We start from the raw sequence: 21,652 nt of genomic DNA, 5'->3' as shown, positions 1-21,652 counted from the left end.
GGGGGGGGGGTAGGATCCTTGCTGTCTAAGTGGTGTTCCAGGATGAGGGGGATCGTTGTGATGCGTAGACGTGCAAGGTTGCTTCGGGCCATCGTTACGGGGGCTGGTTTTATGGCAACATCCGCCTATGCGGGATCTTCCTCTCAATGTTTGGTACGACGGCTGCGCGTCGTACCAATCGAAAACTTATGCTGGGCGCCCTGCCGAGAAGTGGCGCAGTAATTAAACGGCGATGTGAACTGTGATTCGGCATGCTTCAGGAATGGCGCCCGTGAAAAACCTTGTCAAAGCTTCCACTTTTCTTATGTCAATAGTTGCCCTCTTGAGTCCCAGCGTTTTTATGGAGGTCTCCCGCGCTAATGGTGCGGTCGCCGATCAATTCTCCCTATTCACATTAGGGATATCGGATTTTCTGCCCTTCTTCATGCCAATTTTTGCAGCCCTGCTGTACGCGCCAGTGGTGATGCAGGAGGTCGGCACTGGGGGTGCGTGGGGGCCCATCATGGCAAGGCGAGGGCGCAGCCTCTACGTTGTGCGCCACGCAGTCCGCGCTGCGTGTGCTGGTTTTATCGCCTTCACGGGAGGTGTCGCTCTCGTCGCTGTCCTGTCATACGGAATCCACCCGCACCTCATCCCCGTCGATTTTTTCAACCCTTTCGGTGACGATCTTGAACCGGTAGCAGAACGTCTAACATTCTCGCAGCTCTATGCTGTCTCCCCGGTACTGTACTTTGCTTTCCAGTCGATATGGGTGGGGATCGGCGGTGCGGCATTATCGACGCTGGCAGCGGTAGGGGCGATGTTCTTTGAGAATCGATTTGTTGCACTCCTCTGGCTTCCTGTCGTCGTGCTTCTCTCCGAGTTTGTCGCGGGGGCTCTTCGGGTTGACCACTTCAGCCTTATACGATCATTCATTCCAACTGGTGTCACCCAACAAGATCCCCTCATCCCCGTGGTCGTAGGTCTTGTTGTTTTCCTCATCGCTGGAGTCGTTGCTGCTTACGCCGCGTTCTCAGCGAAGCTGCCGAAGGCCTTGTGCTGATGAGGGCTGTGAACCGTTTGCGTCCGGTAGCTGGGTGGGGTCTCATCTGCGGGATGTGCGCACTGCTTGCTATCGTGACGTCGTCGCAGCCCCTGCTCAAAGGCGACGTCGATTTCGATGCGGTCGTCGGCATCTCGCTGTGGGAACGAGTGCTTGCCTTCGGGCAAGACCCGTACTACTTCCGTTACTTTCAATGGCCTCTGCTCATTATTCTGCTTTTGCGGCAGTGTGCCTTTGTGGCGAACCCTCTTGCGTTGTCTCGTTTCGGGTCAAAACGGCACGGACTTCTTGCGCTCTGGATGCGTGGTGCTGGGATAGGAGCGCTGCTCGGAGCAAGCAAATTGTTAGGGGTCTTGGCGACGTCGTCTGGATACACGTGGCGCATGTCCTGGACCCCGGAAGTGCTCTCTGTGCAGCCGGCGACAATATGGCAGGGAATTCTGCAGCCCTATGCCAGTCGACACCTAAGCCCTGTGGCCTGTATAGCGTACGGAATCGCGTTCGAGGTCGGGCTCGCCGGGCTTGCGGCGACCCTACTAGGGGCCCTTATCGTGAATACTCGAGTGAAGCCATGGATCCCTGGGATCGGGGTAGGTTTCGTGCCGCTCGTGCTCGTCCATGTATGGCCGTTTCCGCAGTGGAGTCATCCCGATGTGGCCCTTGTGCCCTTCGCGGGTGTCGAAGAATTTGGCGCCCTATGGTGTGTTCCGCTTTTCTTCGCCACCGCGACGATCCTGACTATTGGTGTGAGTGGATCGTCAGTCTTGGTGCGCGCTCGGAAAGTCTTCGCGCGGACAGGGCCGTTCGGATTTTGGTGTATCGCAACCGTAGGTGCGGCGACTCTCATGAGTTTCTTGCGGCCCGACGGTGCCGACCTTTTCATGTATCTCACTTACGGTTCGGCGCGCGAAGAGTTTTCCTTTACTGCATGGTTCATGTACATGGTGCTAGTCTTCGGGGCTTCGTATGCCGCGCTTGTACGTTTTGCAGGTGAGACGGCACCCGCGGCATCGCTGGTGGCGATCCGTACGGGAAACCCTTGGAAGCTCTTCGCTCGCACAATAGGGGGTTCGCTTGTCACTGCGATCGCTGCGCTGTCCCTCGTGCTTGTGTTGCTCGGTGGTGTTTCAAGCAGCATGGCTCATCACCCCACGGAGCCCTTGCCAGCCCTCCAGGTGTGGCTGGGCTCGATCGTGACCGTAGTGGTGACGACACTGCTCTCAATGGCCGCTGCGTGGAGGTTTGGGTCGATGGCGGTAGCCGCCATAACTTTGGTCGTATGCGCGGCGCTCACGCTGCCGTGGTTGAACCCGCTGTGGCCGGCCCCATTTGCCTTGGGCTTTTATGGGGCCTTTCCGGCTACGGCAGGTGCCATTATCTTAACGGCGACCGTGGGAGTCGCCAGTACTATGTTGCTCCTGTTCGTGCAGAGCAATACCCGTATTCCTCAGTTCGATACATGAGTGCAGAGGTGAACAATGACCAGCCTTGTTGACGTACAGGACGTTTCGATCACTTTTGGTTCAACCCCAGTCTTGAGTCATGCCTCGCTTGCAATCGATGAACACGATTTCATGGGAGTGCAAGGCCCTAACGGTTCGGGTAAGTCCGTGCTGTTCAAACTTATCGTCGGCTTCCTCAAGCCGGATTCGGGTCGCGTCGTCGTCTCACCAAAGTTGAAAAGTGCGGGCGAGGACTTCCCCTCCAAAATTGGCATTATTATCGATCGCCCAGGCTTCATCGGTGGTCTCACGGGGTTCGACAACCTGCGTCGGCTCGCGTCTATTCGCGGGCTCATTGGAGACGAGCACATAGAAGAGGCTCTTCACCGCGTGGGCCTTGCGCCGAACCTACGCCAGTCTGTTCGCCACTATTCTCTCGGCATGAAACAAAAGCTCGCTCTTGCCCAAGCGTTTATGGAAGGGCAGCCGCTTCTGCTTTTAGACGAGCCTTTCAACGGACTCGATAAGACGAGCGTTCGCGATATTCGTGCGCTTCTCCATGAGCTCCATGAAGAAGGGCGCACGATTGTGATGACCAGCCACAACCAGGAGGACATCGACGAGCTGTGCACAAGCGTGTACGAGCTCGATCGCATGCAGTTTGACCGTGTGCGTCCACCCGCAAGCGCTTCCTAGCTGTGCAGCGCCTCGAGCGTGCTGAGCGCGAGCGCCGCTGGCCACGAGAGGGGCGCGACGGCGGCGGGGCTACCGTCGGCAAGGATTTTTTCGCTGATTGCCCCGGCGCTCGTGCGGTGGGCGGCAAGCCATTCGAGGAGCTCGAGAGCGCGCTCGCGCTCGCCGAGACGCGCATAGGCCTGGGCGAACATCGCCGTTTGCGGGGTCCAACTGATGCCGTCGCGTTTCCAGCGCGCGCCCGGAGCGACACCGCCGGCGGGGCGCTGCATCGCCTCGAAAGCCTCGTCGATGTGGCCGGCAATCGTCGGGTTGCGCTCGGCAAACTCCTGCGTTTGGTACGGCGGCAAGAGCATGAGCAGCCCCGCGTCGAAGCCGCCGCCGCGCGCGTACCGCTGGAAGGCACCGGGGCCGAAAGTTTCTATAAGGGCGCGTTCGGTTTCCTGGGCCCTTCTCTCGAGTGTTTCAGTTCCAACGCCCGCCTCGCCCTCAAGGAAGCCCAGTTTTGAAAGGTGCGCCGCGCTCTCGAGCGCGCTGAGCGTCATGGCCGCCGTTGCGAGGGTAAGGCGCCGCTCGGGTACCTCCCAATAGTCGGGGCTCGGCTTCGGAAGCCCGCTCGCGGTGGTCGTGGCGTCGACGGCGGCGCGCGCGGAGCGTGCGAGTGCTCGTTTAAGAGTCGGGCTCGAGGAAGCGGGGGAGGCGTCGGAGGCCAACACCCCAAGCCTGGCGAGCGATGCCGCCGCCCAGAGGAACCAGCCGATTCCATCGAACTGTGGCGAGCGGGCATCGGGCGCGCGTGCAGTGCCGGGGCGGTAGCGAGCCTCGAACGTGCCGTCAGGGCGTTGGACGCGCGCGAGGTACTCGAGGAGGCCCTGCGCCCAGTCACCAAAGCCGCGCTCGGCGAGGGCCACGATCACGTGGGCCGTATCGCGCGGCCACGTGTAACGCCAGTTCGGGCTGAGCGCCGCGATGGGGGAGGGAAGCGCCCACGTGAGGGTGAAAATATCGAGGAGCGCGGAGCGGTCGAGATCAGTGAGCGCGGGAGTGGGCGCGGGTCGTGAAGCTTTCTCAAGGAACGCTCGCGTGATCGCGGTGAGGGTCTCGGCACCGTGTGCAGTGCTCAGAGTGCGCGTGCCCGCAATGATCGGGGGTGAATCAGGCTGAACGAACGTGCGCTCCACGCCCGGGATGCTCCCGGCGTGCAGAACCGACGCCGCACCGTGCGCCTCGACATCGCGCGCGAGTGAATCCGGCACGGATGAGAAGGCAACGCCGAGGGAAAAGAGGTCCACGTGCGCCTCGTGCGGGAAGAGGCCCGCGATGCTGTCGCGCTCCACATACAGGGCTGAGGCGCCGAGCGCGGCGAGAAGGCCGCCGCCGAGAAGAGCGCGACGCCGCATGGCTTTCCTCCTTCTTCCGCTGCGATGTGTGGCTCGAGCTTAACAAGCTGTTCGCGCAACGCGTGAGTGCGCTCGTGCGCGACCCTGAGGTCCGCTGCATCACTCGCGGGACCTTAGAGCGCTCCCTCTCTCGCCTGCCCGTGAAAACGAGTCGCATTGAGAAGTGCGGCGATATCAATGTTTTCGGCGTTCGGGATTGGCGCGGGCACCCCGAGTTTCGGCATATCAGGAGGATTCAGTAACATCCTCACTTACATGAGTGACATTCTCACTTATATAAGTGACTGCTTCAGTGATGTACAGTGAGGGCATGACTGACAGTGACTGGCGTGAAGAAGTCGAACGAGCGCGACGCCTAGGAACCGACGATGCGCGCGTTGAGATCAAGGCCTCTTCCCGGAAACTGCCTAAAACAGTGTGGGAAACCGTATCAGCGTTCGCCAACGGTGAAGGTGGTCTCATCATTCTCGGGCTAGATGAGCAAAAGAGGTTTGAAGCTGCACCGGGTTTCGATGCCAAACGCGTGCGTGACGAATTCCTCTCGGGAGTCGACAAACGGCATGGATCTGTCCACGCGAAGGTCTCTCCGGTGCCAAGTTGCGATGTGGATATCGACGAGATCGACGGGGCGCCCATCGTGCGAATACGCGTCGAACCGCTCAATGCGAGTCTCGGAGAAATCGGCCCGTGCTATGTCACTGCGCAAGGAATCGGGCGCGGTAGTTACATACGTCTCGGCGACGCCGACAGGCATCTCACCGCATACGAGGTGTACACGATGCAACATTCGCACCGGCGAGACTACACGGATCGTGAACCAGTCGAGGCAACGAACGTCGACTCATTGGACTCCGCTAGCGTTCGCCGCACGCTTGATCGAGTACGTTCGAGCCGCTCCAACGCACTTGCCGGTGTCCGTGAGGACGATGTGACTGAGGCGCTAACGAGACTGAACGTGCTTGATAACGAGGGGCGTGCGACTCTCGCGGGCTACCTCGCGCTGGGGCAATACCCTCAGCAGCGATTCCCTCAACTCACGATTGATGTGACGGCCCACCCCCGGAGCAATAAGTCGGCTTCCTCAGCAGTCAGATTCCTGGATCGCCAGGTGTGCGACGGTCCAATCCCTGTGGCGATTCGCGATGCTGCGCACGCGGTCATGCGGAATCTCATCACGGCGCGGACTGTGAATGGGGTGCGAGGTGAAGACGTCCCAGAGATTCCCGAGGAAGTGGTCCGCGAGGCTATCACTAACGCCGTGACGCACCGTGACTACTCCGCTTTCGTTCTTGGGCAGCAGGTGTCGGTCGATATCTATCCCGATCGAATTGATATCTCGAATCCCGGCGGTTTTTGGGGGGATCGCTCCAAAGAGAACGTGGGGGAAGGGCGTTCCGATTCACGAAACGCTGCTCTTTCTCGACTGCTCACAGACGTGCCGCTGCCGGATTCCTCGGACACCGTTGGAGAGAATCAAGGGTCGGGAGTACCTCGCATGATCAATGCGATGCGAGAGAGTGGACTCCCCGAGCCGGACTACAGCGCTTCCACCATCGCTCGCGTAACGGTCTCGCTCGCGAGACACGTACGTGAGTCCGAGGAGCTTAGACAGTGCGAAGGTCTCCCGTTGCAAGGTGTAAAAGGCGAGGTCTTTCATGCACTTGACCTGCGAGAGGCGCGCTCTATTCGTGAACTCGAAGACATGACAGGGCGACCAGCGGCTTCGCTCAGGCCGGCGCTACGAACGCTCGTTGACGAGGGTTTAGTAAAGGCGACTGCTCCGCCGCAAAGCAGAAACAGAAAGTATCTGCGCCTCAACGACTGACGGTCACGCTTGTGCGGTGAAGTGTTGCAAGAGTGTCACTGAAGTCATGAGTGATGTTGTGCGAGAGGGGTTGGAAGGCCGCGAGAGTTCCATAAACTTGACCAAGTGACAGACGATTCTCAGAGGAAAACCGACACCAGCGCACTCGAACTTGCGCGGCTTGCCGATGAGCGCGCCGCCGAAAGCCTCGCAACCGAGGAACCGCGACCGCTGACGGAAGAAATTCCGCAGGTCGCCTTCGCCAACCCCACCGACAACGTCTCGCACCTGACCGGCCCGATCGAGCAGGTCGAGGAAGTCGCGACCGAGACGGCCGCGCTCCGCCTCCACCTGGGGCGCACAGAAAAGGTCACCTTCGGTTTCACGTTTGCGATGGCCTTGCTCGCGATGCTCGGCCCGTTCTCGATCGACATGATCTTCCCGGGCTTCCCAGCGATGAGGGGCGACTTCCACACCGACGCGGCCGCGATGCAGCAGGTGACGAGCCTGTACCTCATCTCCTTCGCGTGCATGAGCATGTTCCACGGCCCACTCTCCGATGCCATCGGGCGCAAGCGCGTCATGAGCATTTCGCTCATCGTTTTCTCGATCGGCTCGCTCGGTGCGGCGCTCGCCGTCAATCTCCCGATGCTGTTCGCCTTCCGCGTGCTCCAGGGGCTCAGTGCGGGCGGAGCGACGATCGTCTCTCGCGTCGTGATCCGCGACCTCTACGGAGGCGGCAAAGCGCAAAAGCTCATGAGCCAGGTCATGATGATTTTCGCCCTCGCGCCCGCGGCGGCGCCGATCTTCGGCGGCTGGATCCTCCTACTCGGGCCGTGGCGCTGGATTTTCGGGGCGATGCTCCTCTACGCGCTCGTCACCCTCGTGTTCATGCTCATTGTCATCCCCGAGACGCTCCTTCCCGAGAAGCGCCAGCCGTTCAACGCGAAGGGCATCCTCACGTCGCTCGGGCGCGTGCTGCGCTCGCCGGTCATCTGGCGCCTTTCGCTCGCGCTTGGCCTCGCAAGCCAGGCCGACTTCATCTTCATTTCGGCGGCGCCGATCATCGTTCCCGACGTGATGCACCTTGGCGAACAGGACTACTGGGTGCTGTTTATCCCGATCATTGCGGGCATGATTCTCGGCAATTACCTCGTGGGGCGCCTCGCCTTCGTCATGAGCCGTTCGCGCCTCATCACGATCGCCTTCATCACTGCGGTTCTCGGAGGGGTTCTCTCGGTGCTCATTCCCATGCTCACCCCGGAACTCACCTCGCAGTTCGGCGTGTGGCACCTTCTGGTCATGATTGGCCCGGGCCTTCTCGGCATGGGTGCGGCGCTCATGATGGCGCCCGTGCAGCTCGAGGTTCTCGACATGTTCCCCGAGGAGCGCGGCGCCGCGACGAGCTTCGCGACGTTCGTGAACCTCATCGTCGCCGCGATCGCTTCCGGTGTCATGGTGCCAATGCTTGGCGCCGACCTGGTGAAGCTCGGTATCGGCGGGCTCGCTCTTTCGGCCGGCGGTGCCGTCTTCTGGTTCGCGCACGTGCTCATTGTCCGCCGCGCGCAGGCCTAGTTGTACTGACCGGGGACGTTGGTCAATCGCGAGAACGGCGGCTGGTTGCCGCAGGCGGTGTGTGGCCGGTGATGGTTGTAGTAGTGCAGCCAGCCGTCGAGCTTGCCCCGGCGTTCGGCCTCTGAGGTGTAGCAGCGGGCATAGGCCCAGCCGTCGGCCAAGGTGCGGTGGAAGCGTTCGATCTTGCCGTTGGTCTGCGGCCGATACGGACGGGTGCGCTTGTGCGTGATCCCGAGTTCGGTGCAGGTGTCTCGCCACAGGTGGGACCGGTGGCGCCGCCATTGTCGGACAGGACGCGCTCGACGGTGATGCCGCGGGCGTTGAACCACTCGACAGCCCGCACCAGGACCGCGGTGGCGGTGATGGCGGTTTCGTCGTCGTGGATCTTGGCATAGGCGACACGGGAATGGTCGTCAATGACGGTATGGACGTAGGTCTTGCCCATCAACGGGTCCCGGTACTTGTTCTTCTGCTTGTCCGGGGTGACGTGGAGTGAGTGCTGCATTGGCATGAGTCATGGCGGCATTCCCTTCGGTCGCAGCGACCATCCCGAAGGGTGCTTTTCAGTGGCTCTGGGCGTAGTGGCGCAGCGCTTGGGCGGCGAAGCCGGCGGCTTCTGCACCACCGAAAGCGGGATGGAAGTCTGGGCTGGTGGCGTAGAGGTTGGCCATGCCAGTGAGCATGGCGCGGGTCTTGTCCAGGTCGCCAGCATGCCCGGGCGTCCCGGGGATCTGGGCGAACCAGGCGGCATGGGCGGCTGCGTGCTGTTGGGCCTGGTCGCTCAATGGGGAGACACCCGACTGGTGGAGTTCGCCCCACCGCGCCAGGAGCTGTTCGGCGTCGGCCTGGAACTGACGTTGCTGGGTGAGGTTCTTGCTATGCCACCACCGGTTGGACTGCTCGAAGACCACGCGTCCCCATCGTTGGGTCACCTCGGCCTCATAGCGGTCGTTGAAGCCTTCGAGTACCATGTCCATCCGCGGTTGGCGTCCCTCGCGTCGCATCGTCACGGTGTGCTCGACGGACGCGATACGACGTTCCAGCGCTTCCCGCTCGTGCTCGAGGTGTACCAGGTGCGCCTCGAGGGCGGTGATCTCCTCGTCTGGGTTCGCGTCGCTTGCCAGCGCTTCGCCGATCGCACCCAGGGCCAGGCCGGCTTCACGCAGGAGCAGGATGCGTTGCAGGCGTGCCACGGCGACAGGTCCGTAGTAGCGATAGCCGTTCGCGCCGATCCGGTCCGGGACGAGCAGGCCGATCTGGTGATAGTGACGCAATGTCCTGGCGCTGATGCCGGCGCGGTCAGCGAGTTCTTGGACGGTCCACTCCATCATTTCGGCCTCTCTCGTCAGCGGGCTGGCATTGTCAGACCCAACTGTGGCAGTGCCACGGCCAGGATCTCGGAGGCGGGCGTTGCCACGGCCCTGGCGGGTGACTGTCCGGTGGCCTCCCGATAGGCGGACACGAAGCGTGCCCCGGCAGCGTAACCGGCCCCGGTGGGCAGCCCGACCGGTGTTGCGCCGAACAGGCAAGCGCTCGGATCGCCCAACACCCAAGCCGCGAAATCCTGCATGCCAGTCACGTCCAGGCCTTCGGTGACGCGGCGCAGCACCTCGTCACTGGTACGGGTCTGGTCGCTGACGAAGTGCGTGAATCCCTGCTCGCCCACGAGGTCGGCGGCGAACAGGTCCGCGAGACCCTCAGCCACTACGTGCTCGCCAACCGTGACCGTCTGCGGGTTCCACACCACGCCTCCGGGCGAGTACCGCACATTGTGGTGGAGCTCGTGCAGGGCGATGCCCTCCAACCGCGCCAGAACCTCGTCGGTGGGCCAGATCGTGATGGCGATGTACCCGCTGATCCCACCGAAGGCCGACAGGCCGCGGATCTCATCCATGAAGTGCTTGTTGGTGGGATCCCCGAGCACGAGCAACACCGTCAGGTCAGGCATTGTCACAGTCGGATCGGCAGCGTTCAGCTCCCGCAGCCCCGTTTCGAGCGCTCGCTCGACACGGCCCCAAGCATCGGCGCGTTCCAAAGCGTCGACCGCGCCGAGGATCTTGTCTGCCGCTACGGAGGGTCCGAAACCGAAGTTCTGGCTGTGAACCGCAGCCAGATCAGGTCCACCGGGAATGAAGAAGTGCATTCCCGCCATCGGCTCCCACAGCCTGCGAGCTGCGTCCTTCCACTGCTCCGGAGAACTGCTCACCATCTCCCGCATCCCAGCGGCACTGTCAATCATCGTCACTGTCATGCCCACGACGCTAAACATTGACGCTGCGTCAAGGTCAAGCTCCTGACCGTGATCAACGTCTCCGGTCAGTACACTTAGTACACCTAGTCCACGAGGCTGGCGGCGTGCTCGCGCAAATATTCGCGCAGATACGGCAGCGCAAAATCAATGCGACCACGCCCAGCTTCGACGATCATTTCGGCATCGATAAGACGTCTGCGGTAGTTGCTGACGTAGGAATCTGAACGGTCGAGTCTTGCCTTAAGGGCAGCGATCTCTGTGGGCCCATCGTCTCGAGCCATGAAAACGAGGAACGATCGATCCACATCGGAGAGATCGGCCAACGCCGGTTCGTGAACGAGTTGGCCGAGTTTTCGTCGGGCCTTGTCTGCTCCTCGTTCGGCAGCTTCTCGCGTGATACTCCTACCCTGAGCTTCGCGAAACGCCCACTGCCCGACGAGCTGGATCATAAAAGGGTAGCCCTGGCACGAGTTGACCGCGGTCTCGAGTGCCTCGTGCGCCCAGGTGATCTCTGCTTCGGCTAGCGGACTCTCGAGCGCGAGGCGCACGTCATCGTCCGATACACGGTCGAGTTCAATTCTTTCGGCACGGCGCAAGAACGTGATGGGGTTTGGACCCTCACTCTCGCTGGTTCGGCTGGACAGCAACGGTTTGATCGCCGAGGGGATCCCGGCCATCGCGACAGCGATGTCTTTTCCCTCTCGTACAAGGTGCTGAACGGTCGCACCGAACTCGATCAGTTCATCGTTGCGTTGGTGGTGCATTTCGTCGAGGGTGATGAGCACGCCGCTCGCGGGCTGTCCCGCAGAGCGATCGAGATCGGCCTTGTACGCGAGGTAGTCATCGAGGGCATTGCGCAAGGAATACGACGTTTCCGAGATCGAGGATGAGTCCCAGGTGACGGAGCCGCCAACGCCGAAGAGGGAGAGCCCTAGGCCCTTGAGTTGCGAGCGCTGACGTGCCAAACGGCGAATGATCTCGCTGCGGATGCGCTCCACAAAGCCCTGTGTCGCCGTCTCGCTTATGACGAACCACCCGTGCTCCTCCGCTGTGTCCTCGAATGCGTTGAGAAGCACCGTCTTCCCGATTCCCCTTGGGCCCACAATGAGCGAGATGCGTTCGTGAGCTCCGGGACCGTCGTCGAGCGCGAAGGCAAAGTTCTGCACCGCTTCGTTGCGACCGACAAGAAGCGGGGGAGTGGCGCCAAGGGTTGCGCGGAAGGGGTTGCGTGCACCGGTCATACCTCAAGAGTAGGCCGCAGCACCTATGAAGATCTATGAGTTTTATGAATTGCTTTGAAATTTATGAAATTTATGAAAATTAGGGCCGGGGTGGCTGCCGCAGAGCATCAGTAGGCGAAGCCCGCGAACGCGCCGCTGATCTCCTCGCGGCTCGCGCCGGCGGCGAGCAGAACCTGGAGCAGCAGACGCGCCTTGTGCGCGCTCAACATGCCGGCCATGCACGCACCCGAATTGATGAGATCCACTTCCGCGCCCGGGTAAGAGTAGTGGTAGGTCGACGTGCCGCCCTCGGGAATTCGCGTCGCGACAACGATCTGGATGCCGCGCTCGCGGGCCTCGCGCACGAGCGGCATCACAGCCTCGGGCACGTGCCCCATTCCCACGCCATTGATCACGATGCCCGTGGGTGGCTCGGGCCGATGCACGAGGGCCCCGAGCGCCTCGCCGCGATCAAACAGGCCCGTCCCGATGAGCGGTACGGAGGGAAGCTCTGCGGGCACGGTAGGCATCACGCAGTCCGACGCCTCCAGCGCATACATCGCGCGAATCCCATCCTTGCTCACGAGCGCAAGGGGACCCGAGGGCTCCGAATCGAACGCGTCGATGCTTCGAGAGCTGACCTTCGTCACGCGATCGGCGGCGTGCACGAGCGCGTCGAAAACCGCGAGAACGCCGAGGCCGCGCGCCTGCTCGCTCGCGGCGGTGACGATCGCGTCGTGAAGGTTCGCGGGTCCATCCGCGCCGGGGGCATTCGCGGGGCGCATCGCGCCCGTGACAACGAGTGGCGTATCGAGGTTCCAATAGCGATTGAGCAAGAACGCCGTCTCTTCGAGAGTGTCGGTGCCGTGAGTGAGCACGATGCCGCGAAAGCCAGCGTCGGACCCCTCCCGTGCCACCCGCAGAACCTCCCGCACGTGCGCGAACGTGACCGAGGGCGAACCCACGTTCGCGATTTCCCGAAACTCGAGATCGATGCCGGGGATGGGGAACATGCTCGCGTCTGGCTGTGCAGCGGGGGAGGCGTGCCCACCCGGCTGGTTTTGGCTCATGGCGATCGTGCCGCCGAGGCCGAGAACGAGAATGCGGAAGGTCGCGGTCATGAGTGCTCCTGTGCGTGCCGGTGCGCGTGCCACCAGTGTAGAGCCGGGCCAATCGGTCACTCACCGCCTTCAATGATGTGGCGGTGTTAGCCTCACTGAGCTTGCTAAACGTGGTTCAACGGCGAACCGAGCACACTGACGAAGGAAGTGTTATGTCCGCATCCGCCCGTTCCGCACTTAACTCCACCACTCGCGCCGCGCATCTCGAAAGGCTAGCCTCGACGAGCGCCGAAAAGCCACTCGATATCTTCATCGTTGGTGGTGGCGTGAACGGCGCTGGCGCCGCATTCGATGCCGCGACCCGCGGGCTTAGCGTCGGCGTTGTCGAAATGAACGACTGGGCGAGCGGCACGAGCTCGCGCTCGTCGAAACTCATGCACGGCGGTCTTCGCTACCTGCAAATGCTCGACTTCACTCTCGTCGCCGAGGCTCTGCGCGAGCGCGACCTGCTCATCTCAAAGACTGCGCCGCACCTTGTGAAGCCCATCAGTTTCATGTTCCCCATGAAGAATGTTTTTGAGCGCGGGTTCATTGGCTCGGGCATCGCCCTCTACGACGCGATGCAAATCGGCCACCGCGAGGTCCCGATCCACAAGCACGTCTTTTCCAAGGGCCTCGCAAGGGATTTCGCGGGACTCGACCCCGAAAAGAACTCGGGGGCGATCGAGTTCTACGACTCCCGCATGGATGACGCGCGCTTCGTGGCGATGCTCGTGCGCTCCGCCGTGAACCTAGGCGCCGCCGCCGCGAACTACACGAAGGTCACGCGCTACCTCAAGGACGGTGGCCGCGTCGTGGGCGCTGCCATCACGGACCTCGAGACCGGCAACGAGTACGAGGTGTACGCGCGCGAGGTCATTCTTGCCGGTGGCGTGTGGACCGGTGAAGAACAGGATCGCGCCGGTGCCGATTCAGGCCTTCAGGTGCTGGCCTCGAAAGGCATCCACATCACGGTGCCGCGCGAGGCGATTGAGGCGAAAGACAATACGGGCATCATCACGCAAACCGAGAAATCGGTGCTGTTCATCATCCCGTGGGACGAATACTGGCTGATCGGCACGACCGATACCCCCTGGAAAGAAAACGTCTCGGTGCCCACCGCAACGAGCAGCGACATCGACTACGTGCTCGAAAAGGCCAACGACGTGCTTCGCCGCCCGCTCACGCGCGAGGACGTCATCGGCGTCTACGCCGGCTTGCGCCCCCTTCTTCAGCCCGTGAAAAAGTCCGACGGCGCCTCGACGAAGGTGTCGCGCGAACACACGGTGATGGAGGTCGAACCGGGGCTGAGCGCGATCGCCGGTGGCAAGTACACGACCTACCGCGTCATGGCTGAGGACGTCGTTGACTTCGCCCTTCGCGGGACCTCCGATGCCCCGAAGACCAAAACTCGCGACATCCCCGTCATCGGCGGTGCCGGCTACGAGGAGATGCGAGTGCGTGCAACCGCGCTCGCGGAGAAGTACGGAATCGACGAGGTACGCCTCGAACGCTTGCTCTTCCGCTACGGCTCGTTGCTCGAGGATCTGTTTGCCCTCATGGACGAGAACCCCGAGCTCGCGACACCGCTCACGGACGCCCCTCGCTACCTTCGCGCCGAAATCGTCTACGCCGCGCGCAGCGAGGGCGTGCTACACCTCGCCGATGCCCTCATGCGCCGCACGCGCCTCGACTACGAGACGCGCGATCGTGGCGTGAGCGCTGCTCGCGAGGTCGCGGAGATCCTCGCCGACGAGCTCGGCTGGGACGAGGCGCGGCGCGAGGCCGAGATCGAGGCGTACTCGACGTTCATTGCCGCGCGCCTCGAGGCAGAGCACACGACGAGCGATGCTGATGCCGCTGCCCTCCTCGAGAACGTGCGCGAAATTCCCGCACGCTAACCAACGCGCGCGAAAGCGCACCCACGATTAAGCGCGGGCAGCGGTGCCCGCGGGAGCCGAAAGGACTGCTCATGCCAGAGACCTCAGACCAGAAATACATCCTCGCCATCGACCAGGGCACAACCAGTTCACGAGCGATGGTGTTCGACCACGACGGCCACGCGGTGTCGCAGGCCCAGCTCGAGCACAAGCAAATCTTCCCGCGCTCAGGGTGGGTCGAGCATGATCCGATGGAGATCTGGAGCAACACCCGTGAGGTCATCGCGCTCGCACTGAACAGGGCTGAAGTGAACCGGGATGACCTGGCAGCCGTCGGCATTACCAACCAGCGCGAGACCGCGGTCGTATGGGATAAAAACACCGGCAAGCCCGTGTATAACGCGATCGTGTGGCAAGACACGCGCACGGCGCGAATCGTGCACGAGCTCGCGGGCGAGGAGGGCGTGAACCGGTTCAAAGAGGTCACCGGCCTGCCGCTCACGACGTATTTCGCGGGCCCGAAGGTCAAGTGGATCCTCGACCACGTCGAGGGCGCACGCGAGAAGGCCGAGGCGGGTGACCTGCTCTTCGGCACGATCGACACGTGGCTTTTGTGGCACATGACGGGCGCAACGAAGGGCGGCGTGCACGTCACCGACGTCACGAATGCCTCGCGAACCCTCCTCATGAACGTGCACACGCTCGACTGGGACGAGGATATTGCGCGCGAGATGGGCATCCCCATGTCGATGCTCCCCGAGATCCGCTCGTCGTCCGAGGTATACGGGAAAGGTCGCAAGCGTGGCCTGCTCACGAACGTGCCGATCGCGGGCATCCTCGGCGACCAGCAGGCGGCGACGTTCGGCCAGGCATGCTTTGAGAAGGGCACCGCGAAGAACACGTACGGCACGGGTAACTTCCTCCTCGTGAACACCGGGAACGAGGCGCTTTCCTCGGATAACGGCCTGCTCACGACCGTGCTCTACAAGCTCGGCGACGCCGATCCCGTCTATGCACTCGAAGGCTCGGTTGCCGTCACGGGCTCGCTCGTGCAGTGGATCCGCGACAGCATCGGCTTGATCTCGAGCGCGAAAGAGGTCGAAGAACTCGCGACAAAGGTCGACGATTCGGGCGGCTGCTTCGTCGTGCCCGCGTTCTCGGGTCTGTTCGCCCCTTACTGGAAGGACGATGCTCGAGGGGCGATCGTGGGCCTCACCCGCTACGTCAACAAGCATCACATCGCGCGTGCCGTTCTCGAGGCCACGGCCTACCAGAGCGCCGAGCTGATCGACGCGATGAATGAGGATGCCAAGGTGCCGCTCAAGGAGCTGCGCGTTGACGGCGGCATGACTGTGAATGAGACGCTCATGCAGTTCCAGGCCGACATCCTCGGCGTTGACGTGATTCGCCCGAAGATCATCGAGACAACGGCGCTCGGCGCCGCGTATGCGGCGGGCCTTGCTGTGGGCTTCTGGGATTCGACCGACGACCTCGAGAAATACTGGGAAGAGGACGTCCGTTGGAGCCCGTCGATGGATGACAAGACGCGCGAGCGGAGCATGCGCCTGTGGCGCAAGGCCGTGGAGCGCACCTTTGACTGGGTCGATGAGGACGTCGAGGACGCCTTCGACCACGAAGGCTAATCGTTCTCGGGCGCGACGCGTGAAAGAAGAACGAGAGCCTCGTTGTGCGCGCTGTGCGGGAACATGTCGATGAGCCGTGCGCGTGCGATGCGGTAGTTCGGCATGCGCGCGAGGTCCGCGGCGAGTGTTTCCGGGTTGCAGCTCGAATACGCGATGGTGCGAACCCCCGAGTCGTTGAGCACGGTGGCGAGCGCATCGCCTATGCCGCGCCTCGGTGGGTTGACGACGACCGCTTCGGGCAGGTTCGCCTGGCGCCTGGCCCACTCGGTTGCGTCAGCGGTGTCGAAGTGCGCGCGAACGCTTGGTCCGGGTGCGGTGAGGGGTCCGACGGCGCCCGCGAAACCGTGCCGCTTCGCCGAGCCACGTGCGCTTTCGATCGCCTCATTGGTGATTTCGATTCCCGTGACGTCCATGTGCGCGCCGCGGGCGCGGGCCTCGTGGGCGATGCTGAGGGCGAAGCCACCCACGCCGCAGTAGAGGTCCCACGCCGTGTGAGCGCCGGAATCGAGAATCCACCGTGCGACCTGGGCGTAGAGTTCGCTCGCGACGGCGGTGTTGGTTTGCGTGAAAGAACGGGGGAGCACGTCGACGTCGATCCCGCCGATCGGCAGTCGTAGACGGTCGGCACCTGCGAGGTGGATCTCTTCGGTCCCCTCGATCAGGGCTTCGTGCTCGGGGTGGATGTTGGCGCTCACGACGCTCACGCGAGGGTCGAGCAGCGCGAGGTGCTCGCGGATCCTGTCGAGCGCCGAGGTGCTGCGCAGGACGAGGCGCACCATGGCTTCGGTTGGGCTTGCGGTGACGAGCACGTACTTGATCTCGCCGCGGCGTTTGTCGAGGTTGTAGGGCGGGACCTGGGCGCGGCGAATGAGCGCGCGGGCGCTGTCAAGGACGTCGGTGACGAGTGCGGGGTAGAGGGGGCAGTCGGCGAGATCGACGCCTTCGTGCGTGCCCGGGAACGAGAAAACCGGAGCGTTCGCCGTGCCACGCACCATCATCTTCGCTTTCGTGCGAAACCCCCACGGTGCGCTCACGAGCGGCTCTTCCCACACGGTTGCGGGGGTCACCGCATGAGCGAGAAGCGAGTGAAGACGGTCCCGCGCCTCACGTACCTGGGCATCGTGCGGGGTGCGCATGAGGCTGCACGATTCGCATTGCCCGGCAAAAAAGTACTCGCAGATCCCGCTTTCGGGGTCAATCCGCGGGTGCGCGAAAGCGGACATCGGTTAGCCGATGACGTCGAGCTGGGCGTTATCTTTGCAAATGCTCGTGACGGAGTAGAGCGCGCCACCGAGTTCGAACTGGTCCCCAACCTGGAGGGGGCCGAACTGCTGCTTGCCGCCGCCCTGGTTGATCGTGAACGTCGCTTCCGAGGAGCCGCCGTTTTCCTTCCACCCGTTGTACGTGAACGAGCCGTTGAAACCCTCGAGCGCCGGATCGGGGGCGCCGTGCAGCGGGATCTTCACCATGCCCTCGTCGCTGCAGGAGTCGCCGAGCTCGGCATGATCGAGGCCTCCGGCGGTGATCTCGGGGACCGGTGGCGCATCCCCGTCGCCCTCGGACTCATTGATCACGACGCTCGGGCCGCCACCGTCGCTCGCCGCCGCTGCGCGCGTCGCAGACGGGGAGGATTGCGGCTCATTGGGGGAGCCGCAGCCAGCAAGAGCGAGGGTGACGCAGCCGCATGCCGCCAGTGCCCGCAGCGAGGTGGAAACACTCACGAATGTCCTCCTAGGGTGAAATGAGACGAGTACCAGGTTAACCGCCTCGGCTCCGCGCGAGGTGGACGTCTCACCGCGGTACGGTGGGGGACATGGCAGATTCACCGCGAGACACGACCCGCCCGGGCGCACCGAGCCCCGCGGCCCTCGCAGGGCGCACGCGCGCTAAACGCGAGGTGCGCCAGGTCGACTACGGCGCTCTCCCCGAGCTCGCGCGGCGCAGGGCGGCGGGCGAGGACCTCGCGGATCTCCTCGCCGAAGCCGAAAAACGGCGCGAAGAACAGCGCGAGGAACAGCGTGAAGATAAGGGCGCTGCGAAGGCCGCGCGTGAAAAGGCGAATGAAGCGGAGAGTCTCGACATCGCTCGAGGCTTTGGTGCGCCTCCCGCAGGCACCGTCGTCACGCTCAATCCCACCGACCCGCGCCCCTTCACCCGCCCGCTGACCGTTCGCGAAGACGAAGTGCGCACGGTTTCGGGGGCGAGTTTCGCGCGCATCACCCACGACATCATCGTGCTCACCGTCGCTGACCCCGAGGATGCGTGGACGAGCGACAACGGCGCGAGCGACCACTTCCAGCGCGGCGCCTGGACCGTGCAGGTCAGGCGCGCCGACAACCACGTGATTGGCGCGTTTCCCACGGCCTATGCCCTCTCGGTTCGACCCGAGGAAGTGGACTCGTTCGACCCTGCGGATTTTGCGGGTCCGAGTAACCGCAAAAAGAAGGGAACGCGCCACCCCGGCGATCGCGCCGCGCTCAAACGCCGGCTCGAGGAGCACGGGTTCGTGGTCACCACTTCGGGAGCGACCCACGGCAAAATCACCCACCCCGATCTCCCGGGATTGTTCGCCCCGTGGGCCTCGACCCCGAGCGACCGACGCCACCCGCAACTCGTGACGGCCCAGGTGAAACGGGTCTTTGGGATCGATATTCGCGAGGCGCCGTCGGAAGCCTGACCTCGGCTTGGGCGGGGCCTTGACCTCAGACCAGCCCTCTCGTTCGCCGCCTAGAAAACTAATCCCAACGTTTGTGGTGGTTTGCGCTCGAATTCAGCCGCAAACGTTGGGTCCAGTTTTCGGCGACGAGCCGTGCCCGTCTGGCGACGAGCCGTGCCCGTCTGGCGGCGAACCGTGCGAGGCCGGGCCGAGGTTGCTGGTACCCCAGGGCGTCAGCGCATAAAGAGGGCGCCGGCTCGTCCCCACGAGCCGGCGCCGTATCCCTTTCCCCCGCGCTAGGGCCTGATGTACGGATCCTCTCCTCAAAGAATCGGTACGCCGCTAACGCGTGATTACATATAACCGCCTCTTTCTTCCCGGGCGCTGTGCTTGGCCTAGTAAATCGCTGGGAGCGTCAGGGCGTTCCTGCAAGGAGCGCTCGCGAGTTCGGTGTTTGCGCTGGTAGTGATGCATTTTATCGAGCTAGAGTCTGGGAATCGTGGCTGAGGTCACGGTACGATTGCCGTGGTTCCTCACGAAACCTTTACACACGGCCTGGCGCCCCGAGGAGGATGCACGTGAATCAGCCCGTAAAACTTGACTGGCCCACTCCCACCACCGACGTCGACACCTCGAAAACGCGGGCGGCACTCGAGCGGCTTGCCGTCGCAGTCGCCTCCTCGAATGGTCTTGCTGAACCGATCGACCCCGAAGAATCCGGGGCCGATGTTCCCCCTGCCCTCAAAGACCTCGCCGATGAAATGGCGGGCGCTCGCGTGGGGGAGGAGTTTGAACTCAACCTTCTGGCTGAGGACCGCACGGATCTTGGCCCCTTCACGTTGCTGGGCGAGCCGACGTCGTACTACCCCCTCTTCGAGACCGTCGACGATGCCGTGATTCTCACGCTCAATGATGAGGGCATCCCGGGTGGCGTGTGGTGGATCGACGAGGAGCTCGACATGCATCTGCTAGCGACGAGCCTCGACGAATACGTGGATACCGTTGCGCGCGCGATCGCTGCACTCAGCCCCGAGGCAAGCGAGCCGGCGGAGGACGTGTGGCGTGCGGTTGCGGCATCGAAGCGCTCGACGTTTACCGTTCTCGAATCGGTTGAAGATCTGTCCTCACACGTTGAGTTCGCCTCCGATGGCTTCAGTGCGCGCCTCGTCGCGGATCAAGCGTGATTAGGTGAGGATTACCCGAACTTTTTCGCTCCCTTGCAGTCTCGAGGCGCTTGCTCGATACCTCGATACTCACGCTGCGCGCCCCGGGATACGGCTGAAGGTGTGGGCGTTATTCAGGTCGTGGTGAGCGCAGGGGGATGTAGCCCGCGATGATGACAGCCGCGAGCAGCGTGAGCGCCGCCCCGATCACCGTGAGCGGGGAGAGGTGCACGCTCGGGTCGAGCGCATCGAGCATGACTGACCCGATGATTTGGCCCGCAATCGCCGCGCCGCTCAGCACGAGCACGCCCGTGTACCGCACGAGGGCGGCGGACGCGGCAATGTAGGTGAGGCCGATCAGGCCCCCGAGGTAGAGAACCGGATTGGTGGGAAACGCCCCACCCAGCGGGGTGAGCGCGAGGCTGATCGCCGCCGCTATGCCGAGCGCGAGTGAGCCGAGCGTGAAGTTGCCGAGCGCCGAAACGAGAAAACTTCCCGTGTGCGCCGTGACGATGCCGTTGGCGCCTGTTTGAAGGCCGACGCCTATTCCCGCGACAAAAGGCAGGATCAGGTGGAGCCACGGCACGGCGTTCGTGAGCCCAGAGGCAAGCGCCAAGGCGACACTGGCGACCATGAGGGCTGAGCCGACAAGGCGCGAGGTGCTCAAGCGCCGCGGCTCACCGGGTCCGAAACCGACGCGGTCGAGAGCGGCCCCAGCGATAGTTTGCCCCGCGACAACACTCACGATGAACAGGGCGACCCCGAGCACCCCTACCGTGAGGGACTGCGTGAAAACGAGGAAGGCGCCGCCAAGACCGCCGATTGCGTACCGCCAATCGAAGCGACCCGTCGCGATGTCGCGCGCGTAGTCCCGCGCCGCACGTCGCTCAGCGGGCAGAGACAGCACGATTACGCAAAGTCCAAGGCAGCCGATGCCGAAGCTCACGAAGGCTGCGAGATAGGGGCTCTTGAGCTGCCCCGCAAGATCCGCGTTGATACGGGACTGGAGTGCGGCGAGAACTCCCCCTGCCATGATGATGGCGATCGCCCACCACGGTGCACGCGGCGCCGCGCCATGCGCGCGGTTTCCCTTCGTCGCTGGATTTTTTGCACTCATGCCCCCATTGTCCCGCGCGGCACCGCGGCAAAAAACTGAGACGCGCGGATCGCGCGCTGGCGTCGGACCCCTACGATGGGAATATGGAACTCGATCCCGGTTATTCGAATGTGCGCGTGGGCGTCAAGGCGATTATCGTGCGCGGAACCAGCGTGCTGTTCAACGAAAATATTGACATCAACGGCAACCGCGTGTTCGTGCTGCCCGGCGGCGGGCAGGAGCACGGCGAAAGTCAGGTTGAGGCGCTGAGGCGCGAATGCGAGGAAGAGGTTGGCGCTTGCGTGCGCGTTTACGATCTTGCGTGCACGTTCGATCTCATCAGCGCGAAGGTGGGCCGCCACCGCGACTCAGGGCAAGTGTTCCACCAGCAGAACCTTCTGTTCTGGTGCGACCTCGAACCGGGTAGCGAGCCGCGCATCGGGGAAGGGCACGATAAGCACCAGGTGGGCGTGCGATGGATCGAGATCAACGACCTCCACACGGTCGACGTTCGACCTCGCGAGGTTGGCGAGTGGTTGCAGTCGGATCCGAGCATCCGCCCGCGCACGCTCGGCACGATTCGCGAGCAGTCACTGTAGGGAGCGGGATCCGACGGTTACCGCCCACCGCCGTGAAGGGGGTTTAAAGGGGACGTATCGCGGGCCCTCAGCCTGCGTTCGACCCCGA

18 protein-coding genes and 1 pseudogene are annotated in these 21,652 nt (G+C 63.0%); 10 read left to right on the top strand and 9 right to left on the bottom strand.

Annotation, left to right across the window (positions count from 1 at the left end; genetic code table 11):
- The first annotated feature begins 271 nt into the window (after window positions 1–271).
- From HMPREF3176_RS01080 to HMPREF3176_RS01070, 3 genes are all read left to right on the top strand, one after another.
- Window positions 272–1,042, top strand: a complete 771-nt coding sequence (locus HMPREF3176_RS01080; RefSeq protein ID WP_070457504.1) for a hypothetical protein — start codon at window positions 272–274, stop codon at window positions 1,040–1,042.
- 74 nt (window positions 1,043–1,116) lie between these two features.
- Window positions 1,117–2,505: a hypothetical protein gene (locus HMPREF3176_RS01075; protein ID WP_141742315.1), complete on the top strand. Its 1,389-nt coding sequence runs from the start codon at window positions 1,117–1,119 to the stop codon at window positions 2,503–2,505.
- 15 nt (window positions 2,506–2,520) lie between these two features.
- A complete protein-coding gene (locus tag HMPREF3176_RS01070) occupies window positions 2,521–3,180 on the top strand; it encodes an ABC transporter ATP-binding protein (protein WP_070457500.1) in 660 nt (219 codons plus the stop codon).
- Here the strand turns inward: HMPREF3176_RS01070 and HMPREF3176_RS01065 are convergent.
- Window positions 3,177–4,577, bottom strand: coding sequence for a glycoside hydrolase family 15 protein (locus HMPREF3176_RS01065; RefSeq protein ID WP_070457498.1), 1,401 nt, complete (start codon window positions 4,575–4,577; stop codon window positions 3,177–3,179). The two genes, HMPREF3176_RS01070 and HMPREF3176_RS01065, sit on opposite strands and share 4 nt — an antisense overlap.
- Window positions 4,578–4,887: 310 nt before the next feature.
- Here HMPREF3176_RS01065 and HMPREF3176_RS01060 point away from each other — a divergent pair, with 310 nt between their 5' ends.
- Both HMPREF3176_RS01060 and HMPREF3176_RS01055 read left to right on the top strand, forming a co-directional pair.
- Window positions 4,888–6,402 carry an ATP-binding protein gene (locus HMPREF3176_RS01060; protein WP_070457590.1) on the top strand — a complete coding sequence of 505 codons (1,515 nt, stop codon included), beginning with the start codon at window positions 4,888–4,890 and terminating at the stop codon, window positions 6,400–6,402.
- A gap of 105 nt (window positions 6,403–6,507) precedes the next feature.
- Entirely contained in the window at window positions 6,508–7,956 is a 1,449-nt protein-coding gene (locus HMPREF3176_RS01055; RefSeq protein WP_083286156.1) for a multidrug effflux MFS transporter, read from the top strand.
- Here the strand turns inward: HMPREF3176_RS01055 and HMPREF3176_RS09950 are convergent.
- The 5 genes and pseudogenes from HMPREF3176_RS09950 to HMPREF3176_RS01035 form a co-directional block, all read right to left on the bottom strand.
- Window positions 7,953–8,440: pseudogene (locus tag HMPREF3176_RS09950) on the bottom strand (integrase core domain-containing protein); the annotation flags it as partial. The gene HMPREF3176_RS01055 and the pseudogene HMPREF3176_RS09950 overlap by 4 nt on opposite strands.
- 79 nt (window positions 8,441–8,519) lie before the next feature.
- Complete coding sequence (locus HMPREF3176_RS01050) at window positions 8,520–9,287, bottom strand: MerR family transcriptional regulator (RefSeq protein ID WP_083286155.1); 768 nt, start codon at window positions 9,285–9,287, stop codon at window positions 8,520–8,522.
- Between the two features lie 14 nt (window positions 9,288–9,301).
- A complete protein-coding gene (locus HMPREF3176_RS01045; protein ID WP_070457585.1) occupies window positions 9,302–10,207 on the bottom strand; it encodes a DUF2268 domain-containing putative Zn-dependent protease in 906 nt (301 codons plus the stop codon).
- Between the two features lie 83 nt (window positions 10,208–10,290).
- Window positions 10,291–11,448, bottom strand: a complete 1,158-nt coding sequence (locus tag HMPREF3176_RS01040; protein WP_070457496.1) for an ATP-binding protein — start codon at window positions 11,446–11,448, stop codon at window positions 10,291–10,293.
- Between the two features lie 107 nt (window positions 11,449–11,555).
- On the bottom strand, window positions 11,556–12,548 hold the full coding sequence (locus HMPREF3176_RS01035) for an asparaginase (protein WP_070457494.1): 993 nt from the start codon (window positions 12,546–12,548) through the stop codon (window positions 11,556–11,558).
- Window positions 12,549–12,700: 152 nt separating this feature from the next.
- Between HMPREF3176_RS01035 and HMPREF3176_RS01030 the strand changes: the two genes are divergently transcribed.
- Both HMPREF3176_RS01030 and glpK read left to right on the top strand, forming a co-directional pair.
- On the top strand, window positions 12,701–14,428 hold the full coding sequence (locus HMPREF3176_RS01030) for a glycerol-3-phosphate dehydrogenase/oxidase (RefSeq protein WP_070457493.1): 1,728 nt from the start codon (window positions 12,701–12,703) through the stop codon (window positions 14,426–14,428).
- Window positions 14,429–14,499: 71 nt separating this feature from the next.
- Complete coding sequence (glpK, locus tag HMPREF3176_RS01025) at window positions 14,500–16,050, top strand: glycerol kinase GlpK (protein WP_070457491.1); 1,551 nt, start codon at window positions 14,500–14,502, stop codon at window positions 16,048–16,050.
- Here glpK and HMPREF3176_RS01020 read toward each other — a convergent pair.
- Together HMPREF3176_RS01020 and HMPREF3176_RS01015 are read right to left on the bottom strand one after the other, a co-directional pair.
- Entirely contained in the window at window positions 16,047–17,186 is a 1,140-nt protein-coding gene (locus HMPREF3176_RS01020; protein ID WP_246826602.1) for a methyltransferase domain-containing protein, read from the bottom strand. The genes glpK and HMPREF3176_RS01020 overlap by 4 nt on opposite strands.
- Window positions 17,187–17,276: 90 nt before the next feature.
- Window positions 17,277–17,771: a hypothetical protein gene (locus HMPREF3176_RS01015; protein ID WP_070457487.1), complete on the bottom strand. Its 495-nt coding sequence runs from the start codon at window positions 17,769–17,771 to the stop codon at window positions 17,277–17,279.
- Between the two features lie 92 nt (window positions 17,772–17,863).
- Between HMPREF3176_RS01015 and HMPREF3176_RS01010 the strand changes: the two genes are divergently transcribed.
- Together HMPREF3176_RS01010 and HMPREF3176_RS01005 are read left to right on the top strand one after the other, a co-directional pair.
- Window positions 17,864–18,727 carry a hypothetical protein gene (locus tag HMPREF3176_RS01010; RefSeq protein WP_070457485.1) on the top strand — a complete coding sequence of 288 codons (864 nt, stop codon included), beginning with the start codon at window positions 17,864–17,866 and terminating at the stop codon, window positions 18,725–18,727.
- A gap of 557 nt (window positions 18,728–19,284) precedes the next feature.
- Window positions 19,285–19,890, top strand: a complete 606-nt coding sequence (locus HMPREF3176_RS01005; protein ID WP_141742314.1) for a hypothetical protein — start codon at window positions 19,285–19,287, stop codon at window positions 19,888–19,890.
- A gap of 109 nt (window positions 19,891–19,999) precedes the next feature.
- Here HMPREF3176_RS01005 and HMPREF3176_RS01000 read toward each other — a convergent pair whose 3' ends face one another.
- Window positions 20,000–20,986 carry a DMT family transporter gene (locus HMPREF3176_RS01000; RefSeq protein WP_070457482.1) on the bottom strand — a complete coding sequence of 329 codons (987 nt, stop codon included), beginning with the start codon at window positions 20,984–20,986 and terminating at the stop codon, window positions 20,000–20,002.
- A gap of 83 nt (window positions 20,987–21,069) precedes the next feature.
- Between HMPREF3176_RS01000 and HMPREF3176_RS00995 the strand changes: the two genes are divergently transcribed.
- Window positions 21,070–21,564: an NUDIX domain-containing protein gene (locus HMPREF3176_RS00995; protein WP_070457480.1), complete on the top strand. Its 495-nt coding sequence runs from the start codon at window positions 21,070–21,072 to the stop codon at window positions 21,562–21,564.
- The last annotated feature ends 88 nt before the right edge of the window (window positions 21,565–21,652 follow it).

It is taken from the genome of Dermabacter sp. HMSC08H10 (assembly GCF_001807585.1).
GTDB lineage: Bacteria > Actinomycetota > Actinomycetes > Actinomycetales > Dermabacteraceae > Dermabacter > Dermabacter hominis.
The sequence above is the reverse complement of the archived record's forward strand: the minus strand, read 5'-3'. Positions and strand labels throughout refer to the sequence as shown.

Excerpts from the sequence above, each read along its gene's own strand:
- HMPREF3176_RS01020 (WP_246826602.1), bottom strand. The coding sequence starts at position 17,186 with ATGCGCACCCCGCACGATGCCCAGGTACGTGAGGCGCGGGACCGTCTT.
- glpK (WP_070457491.1), top strand. The coding sequence starts at position 14,500 with ATGCCAGAGACCTCAGACCAGAAATACATCCTCGCCATCGACCAGGGC.
- HMPREF3176_RS01030 (WP_070457493.1), top strand. The coding sequence starts at position 12,701 with ATGTCCGCATCCGCCCGTTCCGCACTTAACTCCACCACTCGCGCCGCG.
- HMPREF3176_RS01035 (WP_070457494.1), bottom strand. The coding sequence starts at position 12,548 with ATGACCGCGACCTTCCGCATTCTCGTTCTCGGCCTCGGCGGCACGATC.
- HMPREF3176_RS01070 (WP_070457500.1), top strand. The coding sequence starts at position 2,521 with ATGACCAGCCTTGTTGACGTACAGGACGTTTCGATCACTTTTGGTTCA.
- HMPREF3176_RS01050 (WP_083286155.1), bottom strand. The coding sequence starts at position 9,287 with ATGATGGAGTGGACCGTCCAAGAACTCGCTGACCGCGCCGGCATCAGC.
- HMPREF3176_RS01040 (WP_070457496.1), bottom strand. The coding sequence starts at position 11,448 with ATGACCGGTGCACGCAACCCCTTCCGCGCAACCCTTGGCGCCACTCCC.
- HMPREF3176_RS01000 (WP_070457482.1), bottom strand. The coding sequence starts at position 20,986 with ATGAGTGCAAAAAATCCAGCGACGAAGGGAAACCGCGCGCATGGCGCG.
- HMPREF3176_RS01065 (WP_070457498.1), bottom strand. The coding sequence starts at position 4,577 with ATGCGGCGTCGCGCTCTTCTCGGCGGCGGCCTTCTCGCCGCGCTCGGC.
- HMPREF3176_RS01010 (WP_070457485.1), top strand. The coding sequence starts at position 17,864 with ATGGCAGATTCACCGCGAGACACGACCCGCCCGGGCGCACCGAGCCCC.
- HMPREF3176_RS01045 (WP_070457585.1), bottom strand. The coding sequence starts at position 10,207 with ATGACAGTGACGATGATTGACAGTGCCGCTGGGATGCGGGAGATGGTG.
- HMPREF3176_RS01060 (WP_070457590.1), top strand. The coding sequence starts at position 4,888 with ATGACTGACAGTGACTGGCGTGAAGAAGTCGAACGAGCGCGACGCCTA.
- HMPREF3176_RS00995 (WP_070457480.1), top strand. The coding sequence starts at position 21,070 with ATGGAACTCGATCCCGGTTATTCGAATGTGCGCGTGGGCGTCAAGGCG.